21 protein-coding genes are annotated in these 25,812 nt (G+C 43.1%); 2 read left to right on the top strand and 19 right to left on the bottom strand.

The genetic code is table 11. The features are described 5' to 3' along the window. Positions 1 to 3: 3 nt before the first annotated feature. The 11 genes from CSX02_RS06455 to CSX02_RS06405 form a co-directional block, all read right to left on the bottom strand. Complete coding sequence (locus CSX02_RS06455) at positions 4 to 255, bottom strand: heavy-metal-associated domain-containing protein (RefSeq protein ID WP_099386050.1); 252 nt, start codon at positions 253 to 255, stop codon at positions 4 to 6. A gap of 15 nt (positions 256 to 270) precedes the next feature. After that, entirely contained in the window at positions 271 to 726 is a 456-nt protein-coding gene (locus CSX02_RS06450; RefSeq protein WP_099386070.1) for a GNAT family N-acetyltransferase, read from the bottom strand. A 68-nt stretch (positions 727 to 794) separates the two neighbouring features. Further along, the gene (locus CSX02_RS13890; RefSeq protein WP_099386049.1) at positions 795 to 2,474 is read right to left on the bottom strand and encodes an HNH endonuclease; all 1,680 of its coding nucleotides are present in this window, start codon (positions 2,472 to 2,474) and stop codon (positions 795 to 797) included. Positions 2,475 to 2,543: 69 nt separating this feature from the next. Then, positions 2,544 to 3,653: an Ldh family oxidoreductase gene (locus CSX02_RS06440; RefSeq protein WP_099386048.1), complete on the bottom strand. Its 1,110-nt coding sequence runs from the start codon at positions 3,651 to 3,653 to the stop codon at positions 2,544 to 2,546. Between the two features lie 137 nt (positions 3,654 to 3,790). Next, complete coding sequence (gene pgmB, locus CSX02_RS06435) at positions 3,791 to 4,441, bottom strand: beta-phosphoglucomutase (protein WP_099386047.1); 651 nt, start codon at positions 4,439 to 4,441, stop codon at positions 3,791 to 3,793. Positions 4,442 to 4,450: 9 nt separating this feature from the next. Continuing rightward, the gene (locus tag CSX02_RS06430) at positions 4,451 to 7,204 is read right to left on the bottom strand and encodes an alpha-L-rhamnosidase (protein WP_099386046.1); all 2,754 of its coding nucleotides are present in this window, start codon (positions 7,202 to 7,204) and stop codon (positions 4,451 to 4,453) included. A 21-nt stretch (positions 7,205 to 7,225) separates the two neighbouring features. Next, positions 7,226 to 8,920, bottom strand: a complete 1,695-nt coding sequence (locus CSX02_RS06425; RefSeq protein WP_099386045.1) for a glycoside hydrolase family 3 protein — start codon at positions 8,918 to 8,920, stop codon at positions 7,226 to 7,228. A 19-nt stretch (positions 8,921 to 8,939) separates the two neighbouring features. Further along, complete coding sequence (locus tag CSX02_RS06420; protein ID WP_031542222.1) at positions 8,940 to 9,938, bottom strand: ABC transporter permease; 999 nt, start codon at positions 9,936 to 9,938, stop codon at positions 8,940 to 8,942. Positions 9,939 to 10,021: 83 nt separating this feature from the next. Continuing rightward, entirely contained in the window at positions 10,022 to 11,191 is a 1,170-nt protein-coding gene (locus CSX02_RS06415; RefSeq protein WP_099386044.1) for a sugar ABC transporter substrate-binding protein, read from the bottom strand. A 52-nt stretch (positions 11,192 to 11,243) separates the two neighbouring features. Next, a complete protein-coding gene (locus tag CSX02_RS06410) occupies positions 11,244 to 12,200 on the bottom strand; it encodes an ABC transporter permease (RefSeq protein WP_189281384.1) in 957 nt (318 codons plus the stop codon). Positions 12,201 to 12,211: 11 nt separating this feature from the next. Then, positions 12,212 to 13,714, bottom strand: a complete 1,503-nt coding sequence (locus tag CSX02_RS06405; RefSeq protein ID WP_031542229.1) for a sugar ABC transporter ATP-binding protein — start codon at positions 13,712 to 13,714, stop codon at positions 12,212 to 12,214. A gap of 184 nt (positions 13,715 to 13,898) precedes the next feature. Here CSX02_RS06405 and CSX02_RS06400 point away from each other — a divergent pair, with 184 nt between their 5' ends. Continuing rightward, on the top strand, positions 13,899 to 14,624 hold the full coding sequence (locus CSX02_RS06400) for a LytR/AlgR family response regulator transcription factor (protein WP_099386042.1): 726 nt from the start codon (positions 13,899 to 13,901) through the stop codon (positions 14,622 to 14,624). Continuing rightward, positions 14,621 to 15,931: a sensor histidine kinase gene (locus CSX02_RS06395; RefSeq protein WP_099386041.1), complete on the top strand. Its 1,311-nt coding sequence runs from the start codon at positions 14,621 to 14,623 to the stop codon at positions 15,929 to 15,931. The genes CSX02_RS06400 and CSX02_RS06395 overlap by 4 nt, the downstream gene beginning before the upstream one ends. Positions 15,932 to 16,002: 71 nt before the next feature. On the opposite strand, the gene CSX02_RS06390 is transcribed toward CSX02_RS06395, so the two are convergent. The 8 genes from CSX02_RS06390 to CSX02_RS06355 form a co-directional block, all read right to left on the bottom strand. Continuing rightward, positions 16,003 to 18,024, bottom strand: coding sequence for a methyl-accepting chemotaxis protein (locus tag CSX02_RS06390; protein ID WP_099386040.1), 2,022 nt, complete (start codon positions 18,022 to 18,024; stop codon positions 16,003 to 16,005). Between the two features lie 185 nt (positions 18,025 to 18,209). Then, positions 18,210 to 19,127, bottom strand: coding sequence for a SufB/SufD family protein (locus CSX02_RS06385; RefSeq protein ID WP_334293584.1), 918 nt, complete (start codon positions 19,125 to 19,127; stop codon positions 18,210 to 18,212). Positions 19,128 to 19,129: 2 nt separating this feature from the next. After that, the gene (locus CSX02_RS06380) at positions 19,130 to 19,885 is read right to left on the bottom strand and encodes an ABC transporter ATP-binding protein (protein WP_099386039.1); all 756 of its coding nucleotides are present in this window, start codon (positions 19,883 to 19,885) and stop codon (positions 19,130 to 19,132) included. Positions 19,886 to 19,967: 82 nt separating this feature from the next. Next, the gene (locus tag CSX02_RS06375; protein WP_099386038.1) at positions 19,968 to 20,987 is read right to left on the bottom strand and encodes an alpha/beta hydrolase; all 1,020 of its coding nucleotides are present in this window, start codon (positions 20,985 to 20,987) and stop codon (positions 19,968 to 19,970) included. Positions 20,988 to 21,064: 77 nt separating this feature from the next. Then, positions 21,065 to 23,053 (bottom strand): ABC transporter permease, encoded by a 1,989-nt coding sequence (locus CSX02_RS06370; protein WP_099386037.1) that lies wholly within the window; start codon positions 23,051 to 23,053, stop codon positions 21,065 to 21,067. After that, complete coding sequence (locus CSX02_RS06365; RefSeq protein ID WP_031542245.1) at positions 23,043 to 23,807, bottom strand: ABC transporter ATP-binding protein; 765 nt, start codon at positions 23,805 to 23,807, stop codon at positions 23,043 to 23,045. The genes CSX02_RS06370 and CSX02_RS06365 overlap by 11 nt, the downstream gene beginning before the upstream one ends. Positions 23,808 to 23,882: 75 nt before the next feature. Next, positions 23,883 to 24,911: a sensor histidine kinase gene (locus CSX02_RS06360; protein ID WP_099386036.1), complete on the bottom strand. Its 1,029-nt coding sequence runs from the start codon at positions 24,909 to 24,911 to the stop codon at positions 23,883 to 23,885. Next, positions 24,908 to 25,570, bottom strand: a complete 663-nt coding sequence (locus tag CSX02_RS06355) for a response regulator transcription factor (RefSeq protein WP_099386069.1) — start codon at positions 25,568 to 25,570, stop codon at positions 24,908 to 24,910. The genes CSX02_RS06360 and CSX02_RS06355 overlap by 4 nt, the downstream gene beginning before the upstream one ends. Between the last annotated feature and the right edge of the window lie 242 nt (positions 25,571 to 25,812).

Here is a 25,812-nt window from a genome sequence, read left to right as displayed (position 1 = left end):
ATTTTAGAACAATCCTAAAAATTTCTTTGTATACGGTTCTGTCTGAAACGACTGCAGCGTATATCCCGTCTCTGCAATGGCTGCTTGTAATTGTTCAAAATCCGGCTCCTGAGCAGATAGAAAAGAACTCTCCCCCTTCATATGGGAACTCTTTACTTTCTTCGCATCTGCAACTATTTTTCGAATCACCTCATTGATATGTGCCTCACACATGCCGCACATCATTCCGTCAATTTTTAATACTGTTTTTATCATAAAACGTTTCTCCAATCACACTTTTCTGGTTAATACCATACATTCAGAAGAAGCCTGAAATCCCAGACTTTCATAAAATTTTCTTCCTTTTTCCGTAGTATCGAGACTAATCTCTGACACGCCTCTTTCCCATGATTCTTCCATAAGCATACTGACCATTTGTCGTGCAATACCATGTCGACGATATTCTTTTCTGGTATAGACATTCATCAGATGCGCCCTCATTCCTGTCGGATGTGAAAAAGTCGGCATAACCCGGATATAGCTTATCGAGGCACAGCCAATTTGTTTCCCATTGTCATATGCAAGCACAGTTGTCTGACTTCCGTTTAGAAAATAATCACGACTGTTTTCCACCAGTTCTTCTAAAAAGTTATCCTTTTCAGACAGTTGATTAACCACTTTTAGCATTTCCAGGCGTATGCACATCAAATCGTCGATATCTTCTTTTGTTGCAATTCGAATATCCATCATTTTACATTATAACCTTTCCACAGATGCGATGATTCAAAAAATCCGATTCCTGAATCCTTAATATCTTAAAGTTCGTCATCTAACAATATCTTTGCGCCTTTGCTTCGATTGCATTTCCAACATAATGTTTGTAGATTATCTTCTATTGTTAATCCACCTTTTGAAACAGGAATTATATGATCAATTTCAAGTAATAAATTAGGTTCTTCATTCACTGAATTTCCACACTGACAACATGTAAACTTATCTCTCTGTTTGATATAGTTCCTTAGCTTTGTGGTCATTAATGCTCTTTGCTCTTTTGCCACTTGTGCCTTGGTCAGTTTGTTTTCTAACTGATGTATTAATTCTACGATATTGTCCTCGGTCATCGGAATTGAAAAAGAACGTTGTGCCATTCCTCCATTGCTTGTGTATGTAAATCTGTATTCAACATTCAATATTGCTTCATCAATAACAGCCAATCCCAATCGTGAATAAAATCCATTTTCATCATTTTCAATAACATACGTCGGAACATTCTGAATATATTGATTATAGTCCGCCTTGTAATTATCAATAATAATTTTAGCTTCCTTCAAGGTTTCCAATTCTTCAAGTAGGATTCTTAATTTATCAATTTGATTTTTGTATTGACTTTTATTCGAATAAAAATATTTTATAACATATTCAATTGGATTATTTTCTGCACTACCAAACACCGTCGATGAAACTTCAGCAGTGAATGGCGTAATGCTTTTTTGATATGGTCTGATATAATTATTTACATCTTCAATTTGCGTTTCATTACGAACAACTCGTGTGCCAAAAAGACTCTCAAATGCCTTGGCTTTTTCATTAATATATTCGTTAAATTCCTTTTGTGATTCCGTTAATAATCTACATGTTTCTTTTATCTTTGCGAAATCTTCAGACGCATAATATTCACTTATCTTTTTATCATTCGCAATAATTTGATGGACCTGAGAATCAATAGTGGATATATAATTATCCAATACTTTCCACTCGTCGCTTTCAATCGATTTAACTTTTTGAATGCTATTTATTGTTCTATCAAACAAACTCTGAATTAATTCATCCACATCTTTTGTTTTTGACTTGACAATTAATAATGGTTTTTCCTGATTAGCAAAATCAATCAACTCATTAATCCGATTATAATATAACCCCTTGGTTGCCTCCAATTCGAGTTTTCCCTGTTGTTTAATGAGTTTATTATATTCGCTCTTTGACATCAAGTATTCCGGATGTGCCACGATTTCATTTATTCTTTTTTCTGTCAGGTGAATAACTCTCTCCCCCAGATTATTTCCTGCAGGAGTAATATAAACAAGTTTTACTCTATAACCATTTGATCTTTTTAAATAATATTCCAGCTGTTCTTCTACATAAGAATAATACCGCACTTTCTCATATACGTTTCCTTTAAGAAAGGATGATAAAATCATACGAATTTGTTTTCTTTCTTGAGATTTTGCGACAACTTTATCTAAAGCATCATGATCTTTTAAATATTTCAAATCCGTATAATTGTTTAATGTCTGCCGACTTTTAACCACAATTTGATCATCAAATTCCGTAATTTTCAAATCAATATCCTCTAATTTCAGTTTTACCAATACTTCTTCAAGTAATTCTCTTTTGATTTGATTAATAATGAATACAGCGGTTACGAATCCCACTACAAGAGCGAATGCCAAAAACAATAGCATCACATTTCTATTTTCCGCTATGTAATCAAGCATTTTAACAGTTCTCCTTTTTCAACACAAAAATTCAATCGCAACATTAGCTATAGGAATCCAGATTTTCTTTTATTCAAATGGGAATCGATAATCCAAGCCGAATTCATCGCGCAATGCAATCAATTCTTTCTGGATGCTTTCGCCTACCGGAACCCCTTTGTCCTTGCGTTCATTCCATGCAATCCATTCTTTTTCACCGGCTGTATAAATGCGCTCTTCCCCCGGTGCCTTGCGCGAATTGCGCAGGCCACGCAGGATATTGCCTGCTGTCTGTTCAAAAGTATCCAGTCCCATAAAGAATTCCGGATTGATTACAAAGAAGAAATGTCCCAAATGATACATCTGCTTATTTCCGTTTGCATCGACACCGCTTAAGTCTTTCATAAACGGTCCGCCTGCAAGTGCTGCGGAAAGGATTTCGACAATTGTGGTAAATCCATATCCCTTATATCCACCGGTCGCTTCACCCAGTCCACCAATAGACAGCAGTGCACAATCACCGGCACGCATGTCTTTTAAAATCTGGCCGGAATCGGTCATCGTGCCACCGTCTTTGGTCACAACCAGTCCGGCCGGAGTCTCTTTGCCGGAACGCTCATAATATTCAATCTTGCCATTTTGTACAATGCTGGTTGCACAGTCGAAATTGAACGGGAATTCCTCGTCCGTCGGCATCGTAAAGGTCAATGGATTGGTTCCCATCATCGGCTCCACACCAAATGTCGGTGCTACCGACGGTCTGGCATTGGTTCCGGATATGCCAATCATACCGGCTTTTTGCGCCATAGTGGTCCAGTAACCCGCAATCCCGTAATGTGTAGAATTGAAAATGGTTCCGCCTGCCATTCCGTATTTCTTTGCTTTTTCAATCAGCTTTTGCATCATATGATAGCTTGCCACCATGCCCATTCCGTTGTTTGCATCCATGACAACCGTGGTCTCTGTTTCTTTGACGATATCCATTTTGGTTACAGGAAGCAATGTACCATTCTTGATGCGATCCAGATAGATTGGTTTGAATCGGTTGCAGCCGTGGCTTTCGATGCCTCTTCTGTCACTCTCCAAAAGCACATCCGCACAGATCTCTGCATCTTCTTTCGGCACACCGTATTTCATAAATACATCAATCATAAAATCATTCATCATATTCCAAGGGACAAAAGGTCTTGTTTCGTTCATCTTGATTCTCCTATTATTCAATCTTTTCAGACCATATTTGATTCTGATACTACCTACTACCATTCTCCCCTTTATTCCGACAAAAATCAAATAAAATAAAAAAAGAATCTCTCTATAAAGTAAAAAAAGAGTGTTCCTTAGAACACTCTTTTACATATGGTTTGGGATAGTAACTCCGAAAATGTTTGAATCGGATATGTTACATGTGCATGCTTTGCAGCTTCACCGATGCCGGCGCTGTCAAATCCTCCGCGATATGCGGCTTCGATTCCGGCCTCTGCATCTTCGACCACCAGACAATTCTCCGGCTTCTCGCCGATAAATTCTGCTGCCTTTAAAAAGACTTCCGGATCCGGCTTTGATTTGGTGATATTGGTGCCATCACTGATCGCATCAAAGAAATCAGCCAGGCCAATTCGTCCCAGAATCATCTTGGTATTCTTGCTTGAAGATCCGATTGCAAGCTTATATCCACGATTACGCAGTTCCTGTAACGTATCTCTAACCTCATCGGAAAGATCTTTTTCAGACATTTGTGTCAGCAACTGCTTATAGGTTTCATTCTTTTCTTCCGCAAAAGCAACCTTTTCCTCATCGGAATATTGCACTTCACTGCGCTCGAGAATAATCTCAAGGCTCTCCATACGGCTGACCCCGCGCAATCTGTCATTGATCGTCTCATCAAAATAAATGCCGAGACGATCTGTCAGTTTTTTCCATGCCTGATAATGATAACGATCTGTAAAACAGATTACACCATCCAGGTCAAATATAATTCCACGATACATTGCAACCTCCTAATTCTTTAATTCCAGTACTCGCTTGCACCCCTTTTGGATGATTTCCGGATTGAAGCCCCAGAAAAACATGAATTGCAAATCGGCAAAACTCATGCTCAGGCTCTCCTCATTATTGCTCTTGATGATGCCGACAAGTGCAGGCAGATCCTGCGCCAGAATGTCCATTGCTTCTTCATCATCCTTTAATTGATCCAGGCGCGTATCCATCGAGTAACGCATACGATAATCGACATTCGGTCGATAGGTTTCTTCATAAACACCGGCCTTTAATTCGACGGTTCTGCCGTCTGTTCCCGGCAATATTGCAACTGCACACGCGTTAAACGGTACTTCAAAATGTACAGTCAATGTGCCATCCTCATTGATCTTCCAGTCCGAAACATAACGTCCGCTGACAGAATCATAGGCACAATGCAAATGTCCGAGTTTGCAATTCGGCTGCGGTGCAAATTGTACTTTGGCAAATCCCGGTGCCAGGGACTGAATTCCCGCAATATGACGATATACATATTCCATGACGGAGCCGTATGCATAATGATTGAGCGAATTCATCTCAGTGCCGCTGATACTGCCGTCATCCAGTACGGAATTCCAACGTTCCCATATGGTTGTCGCACCAAGATTGATGCAGTGCATCCATCCTGGGAAACCTTCCTGAAGCAAAATTTCATATGCGAGCTGCTCCATACCGTTTTCTGCCAGTGTCTGGCACATAATCGGTGCGCCGACGAAACCGCCCTTGATCTTGAAACAATCTTTTTTCAGGCGGACACGGAAACCTTCGAGCAGTTTTTCTTTGTCGCGATAGATGGCATAACGCAATGCCAATAAATATCCGGTCTGTGTATCAATGCACAGTCTTCCTGACTGCGAGAAATATTCATTCAGAATTGCTTCACGGATTTCTGCTGACAATTGCGTATATTCTTTTGCATCCTGCTCTTTGCCCAAAAGCTGAGCTGCTTTTGCAAGTTTGCAGACCGATGCGTAATAATAAACCGAGGCAACATAATAATCGTCAGTACCACCCTTCATACTCTGGGCAGTCACACCATCCTGTGCCAGCCAGTCTCCAAAATGGAATCCGAAATCCCACAGATGACGATTGCCATGTTCTCCATCTCCGCGTCGGATAAATCCTACCCAATCCCGCATCATCGGATATGCTTCTTCCAGCTGTGCCAAATTTCCGTATACATCATAGAGTGTCATCGGAAGAAATGTTGCCACATCCCCCCAGACACTGCTGCCAGCTACGGCTGAATTATTATTCGGAATATAATGCGGAATCGCACCGTTTAATTTCTGCTGTTCCGTGCGCAAATCCAACATGAATTTGCGATAAAATGCTCTGGTGTCCATCTGATAACATGCAGTCGGTGAAAATACCTGCGCATCTCCGGTCCATCCCAGACGTTCATCACGCTGCGGGCAGTCGGTCGGGATATCGATAAAATTTGATTTCTGCCCCCACAGACAATTCAGATGCAAACGATTCAGCCCTGCATGTCCGGTCTCAAACGCAATTGCATTGTCCAGATCCGAATAAATCACATTGCCCTTGAATTCATTGGCAGGCAATTGGCCCGGCCATCCGGTTACGCGCACATAGCGAAATCCATAATAAGTAAAGTGCGCCCGCACCGTTTCCGTTCTTCCATCTGCACGATAAATGAACTGCGACTTTGCGGAACGATAGTTATCATTATAAAAATTACCGTTTTGCAAAATCTCACCAAAGTCCAGCGTGATTTCACATCCCTTTGGAAGCGTTGACGGAAATGATACAAATCCGGCAAAATTCTGTCCGAAATCAAGCACGGTCTCTCCGGCATCGGTTTTGATCACCTCGCGCACCGGCAATACTTCTTTCACACGCACCGGCAGGCTGTATCGCTCCACCAGTTTGTCTGTGTCAAAATCAAGCACTGCAACTGGCTTCAACGGGTTCTCATGTTCCTGACCGTACATACGGTCAACGGTCTCCCCGTCATAGATATCGCTTGCCATAATATCGCTTGCGCGATACTGCCAGCTCTCATCGGTTGCCACAATCGTATCAGCGCCTGCGGCATCCAAGATATGAATCTCTGCGATGGTGCAAAACCGGTCACCGAAGAATTTCACATGTCCGTCATAGCCGAAGCGCCCCTTATAAAAACCATTGCCGCAGTAAATGCAAATTTCATTTTTTTCCTGCAGCAAATCCGTAATATCATAGGTCTGATACTGTACCCGCACGCTGTAGTCATTCACATTCGGAGCCAGATACTCGTCTCCGATTTTTGTGCCATTCAAATATGCTTCGTACAGTCCGAGTCCTGTCAGGCAGATGGTTGCACGAACCACATCTTTCGGACCGGAAAAGCTTTTGACAAATACCGGATGAAATTCATCCTCTGCTGCAGTTCCGATATATTTTGCAACCCATGGTTCATCCTGTTTTGCGGTCTCAAAATAATCAATCTCGCTGGCCGCATAATCGCCGCCATCAGACCATACCTCGACGCGATAGTAATAACGCGTATGCGGTTGCGTCTGAATGTCGATTGTGGTGCCGATGGATTTTAATGTTGCAGACTGAGCAACCCATACAGGGTTGCTCAGATCCGGTTCTGTTGAAACAGTAATTTTTGCATTGATTTGGGTCGTATCTTTGGCTTCCTCTACTTTCCAGCTCAGGGAGATGCGCGGAAACGCAAAGCCGACCGGTCGCTTGATGCCATTAATTTTTAAGTCTGTAATTCTCATATCACACCTGATAATTTTTGATTAAAGTCTGGTATCCCAGCGTCCGCAGAATGCATCCACCGGAGATTTGCCCTTGAATTCACTCTTGCCGAACAACTTGTCAAATGTCATATCCACGATATGCGGTGCATTGGAATAGCTGTTGACAAAGGTCTTGATCATTGGTGCATCCAACAGGTGATATGGATTGCCAAAGCTTACAAATACGGTAGGAACTTCTTTTACAAACCATGGCAGGTTATTGCCTGCTCCAAAGAGTGTATGCCAGTTGATACGGGATACGGTCTTATTGGATGCAGTCTCAATATTGGCCACATATAATACCAGATCATATTTCTTCTTAAAGTCTTCGACAGCCTGATTCAGGAAGATGGTTTCAAAGGTCTCCGGTACATATACCGTCACATCGAATCCTTCCTTTTCGAGGATGTCCACTACCTGCTTTTGCACGCGTTCATTGGAAGCAAAATCACCGAGGATTTCCAGCAATACCTTCTTGGTCTTTGCCGGAGAAAGCGGAAGAATGTTCTGTACATTCTTAACCAGTGTAATTCCCTCATCCGCGCAGCCGCGTGCCCATGCAAGATGTTCCTCACATGCAATCTGTTTCATTTGCTCTGGGCCATTGCAAATGCTGCCATCTGCGTGCTTTGTATGCAGATTCAGTGCTGCCTTTGTTGCAAGTATACGGGTTACGGCATCTTCGAGACGCGCTCTTGAGAGCAGACCGTTCTTGATTCCCTCCTTCATATACATCAGATCTTCTTCGAGATCCTTGTTGAAAAGGAGAACATCACAACCGTATTCGATACAAAGCGGAACCGCTTCACGGCGCACACTGTTGGAAAGGAATCCGACCATCGGGGATGCATCGGTGGATACCAGGCCGTTGAATCCCAACTTGCCGCGCAGATATCCGGAAAGGATATTCTTTGAGCAGGATGCAGGAATCACTTCATTGCAAGGCTGTCCGGAAACAGCTTCCTCCATTGCCGGCATCGCAATATGTCCGATCATGGCAGTCAGCGCACCTTCGTTGATCATGGTGCGATAAATTTGTCCATAGGTTGCTTCCCACTCATCAATGCTTAAGGTATTGACACTGGTCAGCAAATGCTGATCTCTCTCATCCACACCGTCACCTGGGAAATGCTTGATACAAGGTGCAATGCCTTCTTCCGTCAATCCCTTGATATACTGGCGTCCCATGCGAATGGTACGGGTGTAATCACTGCCGTAGGTACGCACATTGGTGATTGGATTGTGATAGTTCATATCAATGTCGAGCACCGGCGCAAAGGACCAGTTGAATCCGAGTGCAGAACCTTCGCGTCCGCAAATCTTGCCAAGCTGATAAGCGCGCTCCTCGTTGTCGGTTGCCGCTACCATCATCTGGTTTCCCATGCTGGTTCCTTCGTTTGCGACACCATCTCCGCCGTTTTCGAGATTTGCTGCAATCAAAAGCGGAATCTTTGCGACTTTTTGCATTGCATTTAAATTTCTCTGTACTTTTTCTGCCACACCGCTGCGGAACATCACAGCTCCGAAATTGTGTGCGGAAATGATGGATTTTAATTCTTCTTCATCATCTGTAAACATCAATGGGCAAAGCAGCTGCTCTGCTTTTTCATCATCTGTCATCGCACTGCGGGTTTTCTCAACCCATGCGATTTGTTCGTCATTTAAATAAAATGGATTGGCTTTTAAATCTACCATTTTTTCACCTCTTTATATCCTATGCTTCATTCATTCGTGCTTTTTTTGCTCTTGCAGCCTGGATGCGTGGCCACTGCGCTGTAATCGTATAGAACAACAGCATGAAGCTGCCCACGATAATCTGCTGCCATCCGCCGGCACCGTATCCGAGACAGCTTAATCCGTAATTGAGGATTTCCATACCGAATGCTGCGACTACGACACCGATTGCATCTACTGATGCTGCTCCTACAAACATTCCCATAAATGCCGGAATGATGTTTGAGAACAACGTGTTTGCTGTGGAAAGTCCGGACTGCGGTGCTACGGTATTGTTGGAACCGTAGATTGCTGCCGCACATCCGAGCAGCACGCCGCATACCACGAATGTCTGAATCACGTTTTTCTTCTCATTAATTCCGATATTAACTGCTGCCTGCTGGTTGTTTGCAAGCAGTTTTGCTCTCTTTCCGGAAACCGTAAAATACGAATATCCGACAAAGACAAATAATGCAATCGCCAATACAATCAGAATGTATGGCATTCTGCCAAAAATAGTAAGCTTGGTATTACTCATCATGATGAGTCCCTGCGCATCAAATACCAGATAGGTAATTGATTCATACAAAAGAGCCACTCCGATTGTACAGATCATAATCGGAAGTCGGCCTACAATATAAATGATTCCGGTAATCGTACACAAAATCATTGCAAATAAAATACATAAAATCAGATATACAACAGGTCCCTGATGATTCTGAATGACAATATTTCCTGCCAGGATTGCAGTCAGCACCATGGTCGCGCCACCCGAAAAATCAAAGCGGCCGTTCTTGACCTGAAGCCAGATTGCAAGCGCAGCCACACCTGTCATCGATGAATTCACCAAAACCGTGCGCCACATGTCCACAGTCAGACCATAATATGTAATTCCTCTACTCCTTGTCAGGATAAACATGACGACATAAATTACTAACGGGAATAACATCGTCAAAAAAATTCTTTTTAAAATATCAACCGCTTTATTTGTTTTTTTCATATGCTGCCTGTCTCCGTATCGCATTTTTTAGTGATATGGGTGGCCGCATATCCTGCGGCCGCCCGAAAACTTGTTTCTTGATTTTATAAATCGTTTACACCTAAGTGCTGTAATTTTTCTACCAGCTGTGCATAAGTAGCATCAGCATTGTAGCTTGCACACATATTTACGATGTCCTCACCTGTGATGAGTGCATCCTTGTAATCAGCTGAGAAGTAAAGAGATTTCTCTTTTACCTTGTTCAAATCGTCATCGCTTAAGATAATGATTGGCTGGCAATCTACACGCTCAGTTGCAGGAAGATCCTTGTATACGGTTCCGTTTAACTTGTCAATCAACAGGCAAAGCGGATATGCAATTGCTTCCGGTGCTGAGCACATGGTTCCGCGGAATGCTCCGTTTCCGTTTGCGCCAAAGTTTTCTACATCTTCTGTTCCTTCAAATCCACTGGTGTAGAGCTTGATATCGGTGCGGTTTGCAGCAACCATCTGAGGATATACGAAGCTTGCACCTGCTGCTACTGAGAATAAGCAGTCAATGTCTGCATTCTCGCTGAAGTAAGTTGCATCGAGCGGAGCAAAATTCAATACAGTCGGCTCTTTTACTGTGATCTTCTGATCAGCAGTCTTGTTGTACTCATTAATCTTATCTGTAAATGCCTTTGCTACTACGGTCTGGTTTGGATAAGCATATTCAGGGAATACGATGACACCAACTGACTTGTAACCATTCTTGATCACTTCATCAGCAACCTGCTCGCCGTATGGTGTTGCATCTGCCCATCCGTCACACACGGTTCCGAGGAAATATTCATTTTCGAATACTTCTTCATGAGCGGTAAACATAGACTGGTTGAAGTCACAAAGGAATCCTGCTACATAAACATTTGCCTCTGCACATTCCTTGATGATGGAAGTGGTTCCCATATCTGCTGTCAGGATAATACCCTCACAGCCTGAAGAAATAAGGTTCTGTACCTCTGTCAGGTTTGTTGCCTCATCATAGGTTGAAAGAGTTGTATAAGAGAATTCACAATCAACTGTTTTTGAGATGCCGTCAAGATATGCCTTGATTGCCTCAACCGCCTTTCCGGAATCGGTATACAAACCTACACCGATTTTGTGATGCTTGGTCTCTACTGTTGATCCTCCCTGAGTTGTGTCAGACGATCCTCCCTTACCACATGCGGTAAGTGTAGAAAGCCCCATGATTGCAGCCAGTCCGAGTGCTGCGATTTTTTTGAAATTTGCCATTTCTTTTTCCTCCTTTTTTATCAAAACCCCCCGTATGGGGAAGTTAACAAAATTATCTTGGAAGGACACCGTCCTTCTTGCGGCATGTAATCAGAATTACCGCGATAAATACAATTGCTTTGATGATATAAACCAATTTGGTGTCAACACCGGAAAGAATCAATCCGTTTGACAAAATCACGTAAGTAAATGAACCAATCAATGCGCTCGAAATCTTAGAACGCATACCACCGGAAAGCGGCATTCCGCCGAGCAGCAATGCAACCATGATATCCATCGCATAGCCGTTTCCGGTTCCTTTTCCGGCAGCACCGGTTCTTGCTGTCAAAAGGAATGCGCCAAGCGCAACACAGATGCCAAAGAATGCATATGCCAGAACCTTCCATTTGGTGGTATTGATTCCGGAATATTGAGTCGCATGCTCATTTGCTCCAATCGAGCGGACCACTTCTCCGAGCGGTGTGTATTTGAACAGTACAATCGATACAATTGCTACAATCACAATCATGGCAATCATAAATTTCGTGTCTTTGTATTGTGTCATGTCACAGGTGATTGCCACACTGTTGAGCGCGAGTTTTTCCATGATCAGAGCCTGTATTCCACTGAAGATGGACATCAGGAAAATCGATGTGACAATGGACGGCAGTCCCAGCATCACCGATACATATCCATTGATGAATCCACAAATCAGCGCCAGCCCGAGGATGGTTAAAAATCCAAGCCATACGGAATTCGTTTTGTTTGCAATCAGGATACAAAGGATACTGTAAACGCCGACCTGTGCGCCGACACTGATATCCATATAACCCATTGCATAAACGAACATTGCGCCCATACAAAGGATGGCATATACACAAACTGCCTGAATCAATATACGAAAGTTATACGCGCTGAAAATTTTTCCCTCACTCAAAAATGAAAAAATCAAAACACATAAAACCAAGCCGCCGTAGCTCAATATGTCAGCGCCGTGATTGGTGAATAATTCTTTACCCAGCTTTTTCACTGTCATACCTCCTAAATCATATACTCAATCACATCGGTCTCTGACAACGACGCTGAGCGTTTAAATTCTTTTGCAATTTTGCTGTCCTTCATTACGATCAGACGATCTGACATACCGATCAATTCGGACATTTCCTCGCTGATCATCAGGATTGCTTTGCCTTCCTGCTTCATCTGGTCAATCAGACCGTACATTGCCTGCTTGACACCGATATCAACACCTCGTGTCGGGCAGTCCATGATGATGATTTCCGCTCCTTTTGCAATCCATTTTGCAAAGGAAACCTTTTGCTTATTTCCACCGGACAGCGTGCTCACCCACTGATTGCCGTTTCTGCATTTGATTTCAAGCAAATCTATATGCTCATTGGAAAGCTTTTTCTTTTTGCGCGGAGAAAGGATTCCTCCGACGGTCAGATCCGAAAGGGATGGAAGATTGATATTGCTTTCGATGGAGCCCTGCAGGATAACCGCTTCCGTATCACGGTTTTTCGAAATATATCCGATTTTTCTTGCGACCGCATCCTTTGCGGAAAGCACTTCCTTGCCGTTGCTTCGCACATGACCTTTGTCAACTTCTTCCATTCCAAATGCCATTCTGCCGACTTCATGCATACCGCATCCGGACAATCCGCCGATTCCGACGATTTCCCCCCGGTGCAGCTGTAAGCTGAAATCTTTGACATTCGGACCTGTCACATGTTCAAATTCCAAAGCCACATCATCGGAGCAGCTTGCATCAAAATCGGTACGATACATTTTTTCTCCGATGTCTCGTCCGACCATCAGCTGTCGAATGGTTCGAACCGCATCCGGTGCTTCCATCTCTTCTTTTGTAATGGTTCCGCGGATCTCACCGTCTCTTAATACAGTAAGGATGTTGCATCGCTCCATAATTTCATCCATATCATGAGAAATGAAGATTACGGCTTTGTTGTTGGCAACCATGTCATCCACTACTTTATAGAGAATGTCACGTCCCTCCAGAGAAAGCGCTGTTGTGGTCTCATCCACAACCAGTATCTGTGTATCTTCTGTCACCGCTCTTGCGATTTCAAGAAGCTTGCGATCCTCAAATCCAAATCTGTCAATCGGATCCTTTCCTCTCATATGATGAATCCCAAAACGATCGAGAATTTCATCCGCTTCACGGTTCATTCTTCTTTTTTGTACCAGAGAAAATTTTGAAAACTCATTCTCTTTTCCGGCAAACAGATTTTCTGCAACGGTACATCCCGGAATGGTATTTGCTTCCTGGAGAATCATGGAAAATCCATTGCGTTGCGCCTCAATCATGGAGGATGGATTCCATTCCTTTCCGAGGAATGTCATCTGACCGGAGGTTCTCGGCTGCATTCCCGCTGCAATCGATGTGATGGTCGATTTGCCGCTTCCATTCTCTCCGACGAGTCCATGAACCTGGCCACGACATACGGTTAAGTTCACATTTTTCAATGCTGTAATCGGTCCGTAGTTTTTGCACATACCTTTTACTTCAAGTAATACTTCACTCATGTGGCTATCTCCTAACTTGAATTGTTGTTTTACTGATTGTGAGTATATCAAGTAAATTTTCAAATTTTCATTTTTGGAATGAAATGTTAAAATATGGTATGAAATGTAAAACATAAAAAGACAGAGTTGTAATACAATAGATATAAGAAAAAAGTATTGAAGGGCTAAAATAAGGAGAACGGATATGTATCATGCAGCTGTTTGCGAAGATGAAAAAGAAATCGCATCTTATGTTATGAAAACTCTGGCAAATGAATTTCAGAAAAACAATGTCCAGGTTGAATTTGATTTGTTTTATAACGGAAATCAATTGCTTTCCATGATGGATGAGCATTATCATTTTGATATTGTATTCATGGATATCGAGATGCCGGAGATCGACGGAATATCGATTTGCCGCAAAATCCGGCAAATGAACGAAGATGCTTTGGTTGTTTTTATTTCCAATAAAGATGAACTTGTTTTTTCGACCTTTGAGGTACAGCCATTCCGCTTTGTGCGCAAGAGCCACTTTGACCAGCTTCTGCCAAGTCTTGTGCCTGCCATCATCACGGAACTGAACCGCCGTAATCCGGCAATTATCCGGATTATGGAACCGCGCTCAAAAGACTTGTTTTCATTTGATGTCAATCATATTCAATTCATTGAAGCACAGGGCAAAAACTGCCAGATTCACTGCACCAATAATACAACCGAAATCAAAATTTCACTTTCGGAAATCGAACAGTTGCTGGTGGACTATGATTTTATCAAGCCGCACCGAAGCTATCTGGTGAATTATAAATTCATCAATGCCATCAAAAAGAATTCCATTGAATTAAGCAATGAGGAGCTGATTCCAATCAGCCGCAATCGCATTGATGAAGTCAAACACTTATTTATTCAATATACCAACAGGAGTCTGTCATGATAGAAATCATTTATCTGCTTTTTCAATATATGAGCAATGCGTTGTACATCATCGTATTTTTGAATATGATGCTGCATTTGTTTGAGAATGACAAAAAAATCAATACATTCCTGTATTATGCGCTGCCCATTATTCTGTTCTGGGCATTGTACTATTTCCCGGAATATGCACTGAAGCATAAGACCATACCATATTATTATTATTTTTCTGTATTGATGTCGGTATGTCTGATCTGGATATTTGTATTCCTGCGCAATCGCTATATCATCGAAAAGCTTGTCTATTATCTGTATTATTTCACCGTATACAAATGTATCGTATTCTTCCTCGGTGGATTTTTATATGATCATGAACCGACAATGGACCATTATCTTTACCTGACGCTTGATATTACCACTGCGCTGGTTCCGACATTTACGCTGATTTACTTCCGAAAATTCTGCCTGAAATATCCGCTTCACAATGTCCTGACATACCTGAAAAAATACCAGGTTGCGCTGTTGATGTATTGTCCGGTTTCGATTTTTGTTACATTCCAGCTTGCCGATCCGTCACTGACCATTCCACATGCGATATTTGTTTCTGTCTCAGCATTTTTACTGGTTTTCAACTTGCCGGTCTTTTATTTCTTATATGCAAAGATTGGTGAAAACAATGAGGCACGGATCAAACTGGGACGCGCTTATGCCGAGACTTCGGCGCAGTTGTCCAGATACAAATATGCGATTTTGATTGAAGAACAGGCAAAAAAAGAGAGACACGAACTCAAGAATTCCTACTTTTATATACAGACGCTGCTGAAAGAACAGAAATATGACCAAATCGATGCATTTCTGTCCAAACATATCGGAGAATTGAGCGACAATGTTTCCGCTCTGTATACCAACAATACGCTGATTGATTATATTTTAAACACCAAGCTGGCGCTTGCACAGAAACATCATATCAAAACCTATACCGAAATTTTAATTCCGGAGAAGCTCTCCATTAACGAAGAAACATTTTGTACGATTCTGTTAAACCTGCTTGACAATGCCATTGAGGCCAGTGTGAAAGAGAAGAAACCGGATTTGCAGATTTATATGAATCAAAAGAATCAGTACCTTGTCTGCTGCATCAAAAACAAGGTATCCTATAATGTCCACGAAGTGAATCCTCAGTTCCATACTTCCAAGGACAATGCCTCCAATCACGGGCTTGGCATGAAGATTATTCGTAGGGCAGTCAAAGAAGCTGGCGGTATCTTTGATACCTATATGGAAAGCGGTTATTTTGTGGCAAGTATTCTCTTCCCGATTCAGTCATAACATTCATTGAAAAAACAATCAAAAAGCCTCCCCCATATTCAAACGGGGGAGGCTCATTTTTTTGTCCGGATCTAGATGGTAAATCGCTCCAGATTGTTATTGATGACATCAACTGCATCTGCAACGGAATTTGCAGCTACAGAAACCATATCGCTGGATTCTGCAACGCCTCTTGCCGCCTCGGTTACCACTTCTACCTGAGAAGCAATTTCCTGAGTGGATGCTGACTGCTCTTCGGATACTGCTGCCATATTGGAAGCGACATCGTTCACCGTCATCATCTGCTGTGCAATACTGTTCAAAGTATCAGATGCTTCGGAAAGTTCCTCTGTAATCTGCTCGAATGTTGCAGCTGCCGAATTAACATATTCCGCATTGTGATTAATCAATTCGGTATTGGTATTTGATTTCTCCGAAAGCATTCTTACACGGCTTGACATTTCTGTAATAATACCTGCAATTTCGCTGGTTGCCTGTGCAGAATTGTTTGCCAGATTACCGATTTCGGATGCAACAACCGCGAATCCTTTTCCTGCATCTCCGGCTCTTGCAGCCTCGATAGATGCATTCAATGAAAGCAGGTTGGTCTGCGTTGAAATGGCTGTAATCATATCTACAATCTCATTGATCTTTTGTGCAGCCTCATCTACCGCATTAACCGCATCTGCCATATCTGCCATAGATGCCACCACATTGGTCATTCCTTCTGAAACCGTCATCATGTCTTTCTTTCCGATTTCCGCTTTCTGAACCAATGTATTCATAGATTCTTCAATACGCTTTTCACCTTCATTGACTTCGTCAATGGTCTGTGCAAGTGTGGTCGCACTCTCCGCAACAGATGTTACCGCATCTGCCATATTTGAAATGGTTCCGCGAATCTGTTCCATAGAAGATGACTGATTCTCAGCTGCACCTTCCAGGTGATCTGCCGTATCCTGTGAGTTGTGTGCTTCACCGCGCAATCTCACGGAAGCATCCTTGATGTCCGTAATGGAATCGCGCATTCCCGCAATGAAATCGCCCATTGCAGAATTCATATATGCAATTTCGTCATTGCCCTTTGCATGTACTTCAACAGTAAAGTCACCGCCGGCAATCTTTTCAATATTGTTGGTCAGCTCATGTACCGGTTTCTTAATCATCTTGGTCAATACACGAACCATGATGAATACTACTACTGCAACTGCAAGAATCGTAAAGATAATCAAAGTAACGATAATCTTTGTTACGGCTGCAAATACCTCGGATGATTTCACATAAATGATTACTTTCCAGTTCGTACCGTCAATTGTCGATCCGCAGGTCAGATATTTGCTGCCCGCATTGACAGATGAAACGGTTCCGTCATCCTTTGTGAGCACTTCATTGATGTTCTCAAGCAATTTGTTTCCGGTCTGTTCTTCAAGTTTCTGTCCGCAAACAGAAGCATCCTCATAAGAAAGGATCAGTCCGTCTGTCGTAACCATCATTGCTTTACCTGTATCATAGAGATTGACATCGGCAAGCTTTGCCTGTACTGAACTCATCATCAGATCCGCAACAAATACACCTTCACGACCATCTTTCATCTTAACATGGCGTTGAACGGTAGAACACAAATTTCCTGTTGCAGTATCAAAATATGGAACATCATAATAATAGAAATACTTGTCGGTATATGCAATTGCTTCCGTATACCAAGCTTTTTCTGTTGCTACAAAGCCTTCTTCAATCGACGGATCTGCAGGATAAATAAATGTTCCGTCATTCAATGCAAGATAAGCACCGGTCGGAATCATCTCATATCTTCCGATTGTGCCTTCCAGATAGGAACGAAGTGCAGCCTCATCCGCAAATGTATTTTGCTCCACTGCATCCGCAACTCCGTTTAAATAATAAAAGGTTGCATTCAATTCACGGTTTACTAGTCCTGCATCGGTAGAAACCTCTGTCTTCAGCGATTTGTTGATCAAATCCTGAACCATGTTGTAACCAAATCCGATTACAATCAACTCTGCTGCAATCATGCTGATTACCAACATGACAGCCGAAATCAATGATAATTTACGGCTAATTGATTTCACGTTTTTTGTCTCTTGTTTCTTGCTCATAAGTATTCTCCTTTAAGCTATATAAAATGATAAAAAACCACCAACAATACCACAAAAAAGATAAGATTCAATTGAACAGTTCTTTGAATTAAATACTCCCTTCCCCTACAAAAATAGGAAATATATCCTAAATATCATTGTATCACAGAAGACATTTGCTTGCAATAAAAAATAGTACAATTGCCCTATTTCAGGAATCCATTGATAATCTGTTCTTCCGCTTCCGCCTCGGTCAGACCGAGTGTCATCAATTTGATAATCTGATCACCTGCGATTTTTCCGATTGCAGCCTCATGTACAAGTGCCGCATCAACATCATTTGCCTCAAGTGCAGGAACTGCGAGGATGGTGCCCTTGTCCATGATAATCGCATCACATTCCGTATGGCCGGAGCAAGCTGCATTACCGGTCAGTGTCGCATCAAATTTCTGATAAGAATTGTCTCTGGCTACAGAACGCGATACCAGATCTGCGCTGGATCCTTCTCCGTTTAACTGCACATCATAGAAGCTGAGTGCATTCTGATCGCCATGTGTCATCAGACGCTCGCGGATGACAAGCTTTGCATTTTCTGCCAATTCCGCCTTGGTCGTGCGATTCGTGTCATCCACGCCCTTGATCTGAACCATCTCCATCTCCATGGAGCTGTCTGCTTCCATATATACTTCCGTTCCTGGATTTAAAATTCTCTTACCGGAACCCGAACCCGATCCGTAATGTTTTTCTACATATCGGATATTGGCACCTTTGCCAATAAAGAAACGGTGTATACCGTCATGCTCGGAATCCTGTGAGCCGCAATTGTCGATTCCACAGCCGGCCACAATGGTCACATCTGCATTTTCACCAACATAAAAATCATTATAAACCAGTTCCTTGATACCGCTCTTGGTCATGACAACCGGGATATGTACACTCTCGTTTTTGGTGTTCGGCTTGATTCGAATGGTCAATCCGTCCCCGCTTTCGCGTGGTTCAATCTCGATATTTTCTGTAGATACGCGTCCTGCCGATTCGCCATTGGCACGGATGTTGTAGGCGCCTTCCGGCACTTTATGTAAATCTGCCACTTCACGCAACAGACGCTTTTGAATTTCATCCATCTCTAACATTCTTGCGCATCCTCCTTTGCAACAAAGTTTTTACGGCACTCCGGCACAGCCGATGCCGTTCCCATAAGACTTGGCAGAATTTCCTCACGGCTTCCCTGCTTTTCAAGTTTTCCATCCTTTAATACAACAATTTCATCTGCAATATTCAGGATTCGTTCCTGATGGGAAATAATTAAAATCGAGCTGTCATGAATTTGTTCCCGCATATTCTGAAATACTTCAATCAAATTCTGGAAACTCCACAAATCAATTCCGGCTTCCGGCTCGTCAAATACCGACAGACGAGATGCCTTTGCCAATACGGTTGCAATCTCGATTCGTTTTAATTCTCCACCGGATAAGCTGCTGTTCACCTCGCGATCGATATAATCGCGTGCGCAAAGTCCAACCGCTGACAGGAACTGGCAGGCCTCACCTACTGAGAGATTGGTTCCTGTGGCCAGTTTAATTAAGTCAAACACTTGAATGCCTTTGAAGCGCACCGGCTGCTGAAATGCAAATCCGATTCCTTTTTTCGCACGGTCTGTAATCGAAAGATTTGTGATATCTTCTCCGTCGAGCAGAATCTGACCGGATGTCGGCTTTTCGATTCCCGCAATCAGGCGTGCCAAAGTTGACTTTCCACCACCGTTCGGGCCGGTGATGACTACAAGTTTATCATCAGGTATGGTCAGGCTGATATCGCGGATAATCTCTTTGTCCGAGCCCTCGTCATTGACCTGAAATGTAATATTTTTTAATTCCAGCATGTTTTTCCTCCTGGTAATCAAATCAAAAAGTACTAAGCGCAAAACGTACTTAGCACTTCATTATAATCCATTCTGAGACAATTTACAATTCCATCCGCATGGTAGCGCTGATTCGTGCGGAGAATGCCGGGAGGATATTATAGATGTAACGCAGTCGTCCTTCCGCATTATGTTTTTCGCCCGGTCCAATCGCATATACACAATTGGTATCCGGCTCATACGGATTTCCGAAACGGAACACTTCGGGCTTGCGCTCCATCTCCCGGATTTGTGCTTCAAACAGCGACCGCGCATAATCCTCCTCCCCGGTTGCCATATAAATATAAAAGTCCTCCGGTGTATAGCCTTGGGCAGATATCGCATCTTCGAGAAATTGCGCGGACCATGTTGCGTCTTTATTGCCCCGTCCGTCCGGTCCCCATAAAATTGATCCGGACAGCGGCATATAATAATAAAAATATTTCATGGAAGTGCAGAATTGATACCATGTGGTTACCGAGCCCATTGAAAAGCCACCGAAAATACGATGTGCTCTCGAAGCATACAGGCCTTCAGAATCGACAGATTCCGCATAAGTCGAAAACGCACTCTCCACTGCAGGCATCAAATCATTCTGCAATTCCCGGTCAAACTGATTGACCAGATAAATATCATAATTTCCTGTCTCCTCATCCGTATTATTGTCATAATAGGTGCAGGATACAATAATCATCGGCTCAGTCAGATGATCCTCAATCATGTGATCAATACAATGCTTGACCTTATTTTCGTCGTTCTCATCCCCAAGCCAGGTAGTCGCTGCTCCGGTATAGCCATGCATCAGATACATAATGTCATAGGATTGCTCCGGATGATAATCGTACGGCAAATATACCACGGCATACTTCTCCATCTCGCTTTCATCCTTGTCATAATTGCGTGTCCTGTAATAAAACCGCTGCAAAGTGCCCGCATGCTCCGCAGGCTCACAATACTCCTGCGGAACAGCATCACATATTATGACATCCGAACTATCATTTCTGCCCGCCGGAGATGCTTTTGTGCATCCGGCCAGCCCCATAAGAATCACGAGCATTGCAGCAACCGCTCTACCATATTTCATCTAAAACTTCCCCTGATTTTGAAATCATCTTCTCCACAATAGCGACACCAAAAGTATATCATATTTGTGTACGGGATTTAAAGCCGGGAGTTGTCGCGTACAATTGCTTTTGCGCACAGGTATGTTACAACAAAATAGCCGCCATAGATGAGTGCAAGAATCATCGCAGATGCTGCAATGGACTCCGGAAGTCCGCCCGTACCAAATATTTCAAGCGTATTGACTGCAAATTTCATACCAAAGACAGAATGAATCGCAGCCACTGCAAATGGTAGCAGGAAAAAGATTCCTGTCTGCCGAAACAGCGATCTGGTCAGGTCGCGCTCATCCACACCGATTTTGCGCAGCATTTCATATCTGTGAATGCTGTCCACACTCTCCGATAATTCTTTCAATGCAAGAATTGCGCCCGACGCAATCAAAAAGACAATTCCAATATACAGCCCGATGAATGTGATAATTGCGCCCAGTCCGATGGATGCATTTGCGATATCGATTTTCGTATTGATCAAATAATCATGCTCGAATGCCTTCAAAGCCTTCTTATCAACACTCTTCTTTTGTGCATCCGTATTGGCCCGATAATTACCGGAGAGAACCATCAGGTTCACTGTCGCATTTTGCAATGTTTCATCCGGAACCACAAACACACCCATGTTGATATGCTGTGCGGAAATCTGTACAAATCCGTCCACACAATGATCGTATTTGCTTTTCAGCGTGGTCCCGCCGACGGTAATTTCACGATTGTTTGCGAGTCTGTCATTGCGCATATCCGTCATATTTTTGAAATCACAAAGCAATACAAATTCATCCGCTGACAATTCAATGGAATCTTTGCCGTAAAGCTGCGCAAGACGATTGTAATCACTGACACCGATAAATGTTTCGATCATGGTATCCCATCTGTCCCCCGCCTCAGGGCCAAGGAAATCCGAAGCCTTATAATCCTTAAAATAATACAGACAATATTGCACATAATCACTCATGTAATCATCGATTGGGAATCCGCATTCGTGTCCGCGCATCACCCAGTCTTTTGTCAGATCAACCGGTTTCGATCCGTTGACTGCTGCCACTTCCATATCCACCGGGCATTGTGTCTTCAGATCGTGATTCAGTGAATTGCGTACGGAAAATCCGGCTGCAAGCGTACAAATGGTAATAAACAGCATCAGACAGATGACTGACATTGACAATACCATTGTATTGACCTTGCTGCTGATCTGGCGGAATGTAAACGCATTCAGACCGCGATAATAAGTTTTTTTGCGCATCATCACGAGGCGAAGCAACAATCCTGAGATTGACCAGAATACCAAAAAGGTACAAATCGCACCGCAAATAATACAAATCAATAATTTCCTGGTTGTTAAGTTTGCATAATCCCAGCCAACCTGGTAATAGCATCTGCCAAGAACCGCTGAGGCAATCACAAAAATCAATACGCACAAAACCGGATTGTGCAGATGTACACGCTCTGATTTTTGACCTGACTGAATCAGCTGAATCAGACGCATCCGTGTGATGATCAGACTGTTAAAAATCATGGCCACAAGATAGATAATCACAAAGCAAAGCAATGTTTTGACAATTGCATCACAGGAAACGGTAAATGCATAATCCGTCATATCCGCTTCAAACAGATTGGCGACAAGCGCACTCATCAGCTGAGATAATCCGATTCCCAAAAGCAATCCGCATACCAGAGAGCCAATTCCGATCAGCATGGTCTCAAGCACCAGAATCATCGAGATTCGACCCTTGCTCATGCCGAGCGTCATATAGATTGCAAATTCATGATTGCGGCGTTTCATCAGAAAACGGCTGGCATAAACAATCAACAGGCCAAGCACAATTGCGACAAATATACTCAGCATCGAAATCAATGTGACAAGCAATTCCGAAATCTGTCTTGTATCGTCCGCAAGCTTCATGAATCCCATCTGTGTCCCGATTGCATTAAAGACATAAAAGATGGACACACCGATGACCAGAGTGAAAAAGTAAATCGCATAATCGCGCATACTCTTTCGAATGTTTTTGCAGGAGATTTTAAAGAGCATCGTTCGCGTCACCTCCCAACAAAGTCACCACATCGATAATTTTGTCAAAAAACTCTTTCCGCGAATCTGTTCCACGATTGATTTCATGAAACAATTGTCCATCTTTGATAAAAATAATCCGGCCTGCATAACTTGCGGAGAAGCTGTCATGGGTAACCATCATAATGGTTGCCTTACATTCACGGTTTAAATATCCAAGTCTCTCCAAAAGCATTTTTGATGATTTCGAATCCAGTGCTCCGGTCGGCTCATCGGCCAGTATCAGTTTTGGCTTCGTAATGATTGCCCTTGCGGAAGCCACGCGCTGTTTCTGACCGCCGGACATCTGATAAGGATATTTTGACAGCACATCCTCGATGCCGAGCTGTGCCGCTACCGTTTTGATTTCGGCATCGATTTTTGCCGCCGGTACTTTTTGAATTGAAAGTGCAAGTGCAATATTTTCATATGCGGTCAATGTATCAAGCAGATTAAAGTCCTGAAAAATGAATCCAAGCTTTTCTCTGCGAAAACGGTTTAATCCTTTGCCTTTCAATTTGGTGATGTCTTCGTTCTCAAGATAAATATGTCCGGCAGTCACCGAATCGATTGTGGAGATGCAATTCAGGAGTGTGGTCTTTCCGCTTCCGGAAGCCCCCATAATTGCAACAAACTCTCCTTCTTTGACGGAAAAGGACAATCGGTCAATGGCTTTCGTCAGACTCGATTTGTTTCCGTAATATTTTTCGATTTGATCTACTTTCAGTAATTCCATTTCAAAACTCCTTTCGCTGTTTTCGTTGTCAATGCAATCTTACCGAATCCAGACGAAAGAATCGCATTTCTTATCTTACCGAACATTACAATTTTGTAACATTGCATAGTCGTTCTTTGCAAATGTAATCCGGATCTGTGTATAGGCACCTTCTTCAGACTCCGCAGAAATCGCATGTCCGAGACGGCTGCACAGGTTTTTGACAATATAGAGTCCCATCCCCGTGGACTTGCTTCCCTTACGGCCGTTGGCCCCGGTGAAAGTCTTGTCAAAGATGCGCGGCAGATCACTTTGCCCGATTCCGATTCCATTGTCGCGAAAACACAGACAGATTCTGTCATCTGATGCTTCTGCCCAGACGCGAATCGACAATGGCCGTTTGGAATCCCGATATTTTAAACTGTTGGACATCAGCTGTCCGAGAATATATTCCATCCATTTGGCATCGGTCAAAATCATATGGTCCAGATGCTCTGCTTCAAGCGAAGCGCCTGCCAGCTGCAGCATCCGCCGATATTTCACTGCCACATTGGAAAAGATGCGATTCAATGCCACTGATTTGATGCAATAATCTTTTTGCGCATTCTCACTGCGAGAATAATAAAGAACATTTTCAATGGCATCATCCACACGACAGATTTCTGCCAGAAGTGCATCATCTTCATTTGCTTTGTTATGGCACATCAAAAGCAGACCCGCCACCGGAATCTTTGCCTCATGCACCCACAATTCGATATATTCACGGAATTCCCTCGTCGTCCGCTCGCACTCCGCCACATGTTCATACATCGATTTGTTCGTGTCCGCAAGTGCTTCATACACGAGTCTGCCCTCATAAAAATCCGGTTTGGACAGCATCTCCGGCAGTAGATATTTGCAATCCAGTTCCCGCACGGCCTGCTCCAATACATCATAGAATTTTTTCTTGCGCTGATATTCCCATACCTCTTCAATTACATTTGCAATCAAAAAAATAATCACAAGTGCCATCATCAACTGTGTCTGCACCCGAAAGGCCTTAAGAAAGACATAAGCCAGCGCCAATGCGAGAATCTCTGTCACATAACGCGGCATCCTATCTCTCAGAAACAAATTCCATCTCATAATAATTGATACCCCTGCTTCTTTCGTGTCTCAATTGCTTTGTCTGCCCCAAGCTCCGCCAGCTTGGTACGCAATCGGCTGATGTTGACCGTCAGCGCATTGTCATTCACAAATTCATCATTGTCCCACAATGCCGTCATCAGCTCATCTCTCGTCACAATCTCTCCCCTGCGATCGAGCATCAGCTGAAAGATAATCATCTCATTTTTGGTCAATACCACTTCCTGCGCGCCCCTAGTCAAACTGCCCTTCACCGTGCTGACCTCGATGTCCCCGTACATCTGCACGCCTTCCGTCTTGACCGCTCTTTTGAGCACAGCAGAAATGCGAAGCAGCAAAATCGTCGGGTTGTACGGCTTTGTCACATAATCATCCGCCCCATAGCTCATCGAGAGCACTTCGTCCATCTCGCCGGTTCTGCTCGTCAGCATAATCACCGGTGTTTCATGTTTCTTTCTGTATTCCTGCAACAAAGCTTCTCCGTTGGTGCCCGGCAAATTAATATCCATCAAAATCAAATCAGCATCCGTGTTCTCCAGCTGTTCCTTCACCGTCTCAAAGCAGGTCACGCCCATTGCTTCATATCCCGAATTCTCCAGCAGATGCATCAGCTGCTCACGCAGCACCTGATCGTCTTCCACAATTAAAATCTTCTTCATCGTTTCCCTTTCCTTTACATATTTAACATGATTATACCGCATCCCCTATCCTAAATCCAAGTTTCCAGTCCACATCTCCTCTTTTGTCTTTTGAGAATGAACTATTTTGGAAAAAGGTTTATGAAGTGGCGGACACTTTATTTATTGATATTATGTACTTCTCAATCTAAGGGATCCCCGGGTTCAGACTCCGTTTGCCAAGTAAAATGACAAAATGAGTTTTGTGTTTATAGGCACCATGC

The sequence above is a fragment of the Agathobacter ruminis genome (assembly GCF_002735305.1).
Classification (GTDB): domain Bacteria; phylum Bacillota; class Clostridia; order Lachnospirales; family Lachnospiraceae; genus Roseburia; species Roseburia ruminis.
This window is presented reverse-complemented; position numbering and strand designations above follow the sequence as displayed.

Excerpts from the sequence above, each read along its gene's own strand:
- CSX02_RS06380 (WP_099386039.1), bottom strand. The coding sequence starts at position 19,885 with ATGCTGGAATTAAAAAATATTACATTTCAGGTCAATGACGAGGGCTCG.
- CSX02_RS06420 (WP_031542222.1), bottom strand. The coding sequence starts at position 9,938 with ATGAAAAAAACAAATAAAGCGGTTGATATTTTAAAAAGAATTTTTTTG.
- CSX02_RS06385 (WP_334293584.1), bottom strand. The coding sequence starts at position 19,127 with ATGGATGAAATTCAAAAGCGTCTGTTGCGTGAAGTGGCAGATTTACAT.
- CSX02_RS06390 (WP_099386040.1), bottom strand. The coding sequence starts at position 18,024 with ATGAGCAAGAAACAAGAGACAAAAAACGTGAAATCAATTAGCCGTAAA.
- CSX02_RS06370 (WP_099386037.1), bottom strand. The coding sequence starts at position 23,053 with ATGCTCTTTAAAATCTCCTGCAAAAACATTCGAAAGAGTATGCGCGAT.
- pgmB (WP_099386047.1), bottom strand. The coding sequence starts at position 4,441 with ATGTATCGTGGAATTATATTTGACCTGGATGGTGTAATCTGTTTTACA.
- CSX02_RS06430 (WP_099386046.1), bottom strand. The coding sequence starts at position 7,204 with ATGAGAATTACAGACTTAAAAATTAATGGCATCAAGCGACCGGTCGGC.
- CSX02_RS06365 (WP_031542245.1), bottom strand. The coding sequence starts at position 23,807 with ATGGAATTACTGAAAGTAGATCAAATCGAAAAATATTACGGAAACAAA.
- CSX02_RS06355 (WP_099386069.1), bottom strand. The coding sequence starts at position 25,570 with ATGAAGAAGATTTTAATTGTGGAAGACGATCAGGTGCTGCGTGAGCAG.
- CSX02_RS06375 (WP_099386038.1), bottom strand. The coding sequence starts at position 20,987 with ATGAAATATGGTAGAGCGGTTGCTGCAATGCTCGTGATTCTTATGGGG.
- CSX02_RS06395 (WP_099386041.1), top strand. The coding sequence starts at position 14,621 with ATGATAGAAATCATTTATCTGCTTTTTCAATATATGAGCAATGCGTTG.
- CSX02_RS06405 (WP_031542229.1), bottom strand. The coding sequence starts at position 13,714 with ATGAGTGAAGTATTACTTGAAGTAAAAGGTATGTGCAAAAACTACGGA.
- CSX02_RS06425 (WP_099386045.1), bottom strand. The coding sequence starts at position 8,920 with ATGGTAGATTTAAAAGCCAATCCATTTTATTTAAATGACGAACAAATC.
- CSX02_RS06415 (WP_099386044.1), bottom strand. The coding sequence starts at position 11,191 with ATGGCAAATTTCAAAAAAATCGCAGCACTCGGACTGGCTGCAATCATG.
- CSX02_RS06450 (WP_099386070.1), bottom strand. The coding sequence starts at position 726 with ATGGATATTCGAATTGCAACAAAAGAAGATATCGACGATTTGATGTGC.
- CSX02_RS06360 (WP_099386036.1), bottom strand. The coding sequence starts at position 24,911 with ATGAGATGGAATTTGTTTCTGAGAGATAGGATGCCGCGTTATGTGACA.
- CSX02_RS06455 (WP_099386050.1), bottom strand. The coding sequence starts at position 255 with ATGATAAAAACAGTATTAAAAATTGACGGAATGATGTGCGGCATGTGT.
- CSX02_RS06400 (WP_099386042.1), top strand. The coding sequence starts at position 13,899 with ATGTATCATGCAGCTGTTTGCGAAGATGAAAAAGAAATCGCATCTTAT.
- CSX02_RS13890 (WP_099386049.1), bottom strand. The coding sequence starts at position 2,474 with ATGCTTGATTACATAGCGGAAAATAGAAATGTGATGCTATTGTTTTTG.
- CSX02_RS06440 (WP_099386048.1), bottom strand. The coding sequence starts at position 3,653 with ATGAACGAAACAAGACCTTTTGTCCCTTGGAATATGATGAATGATTTT.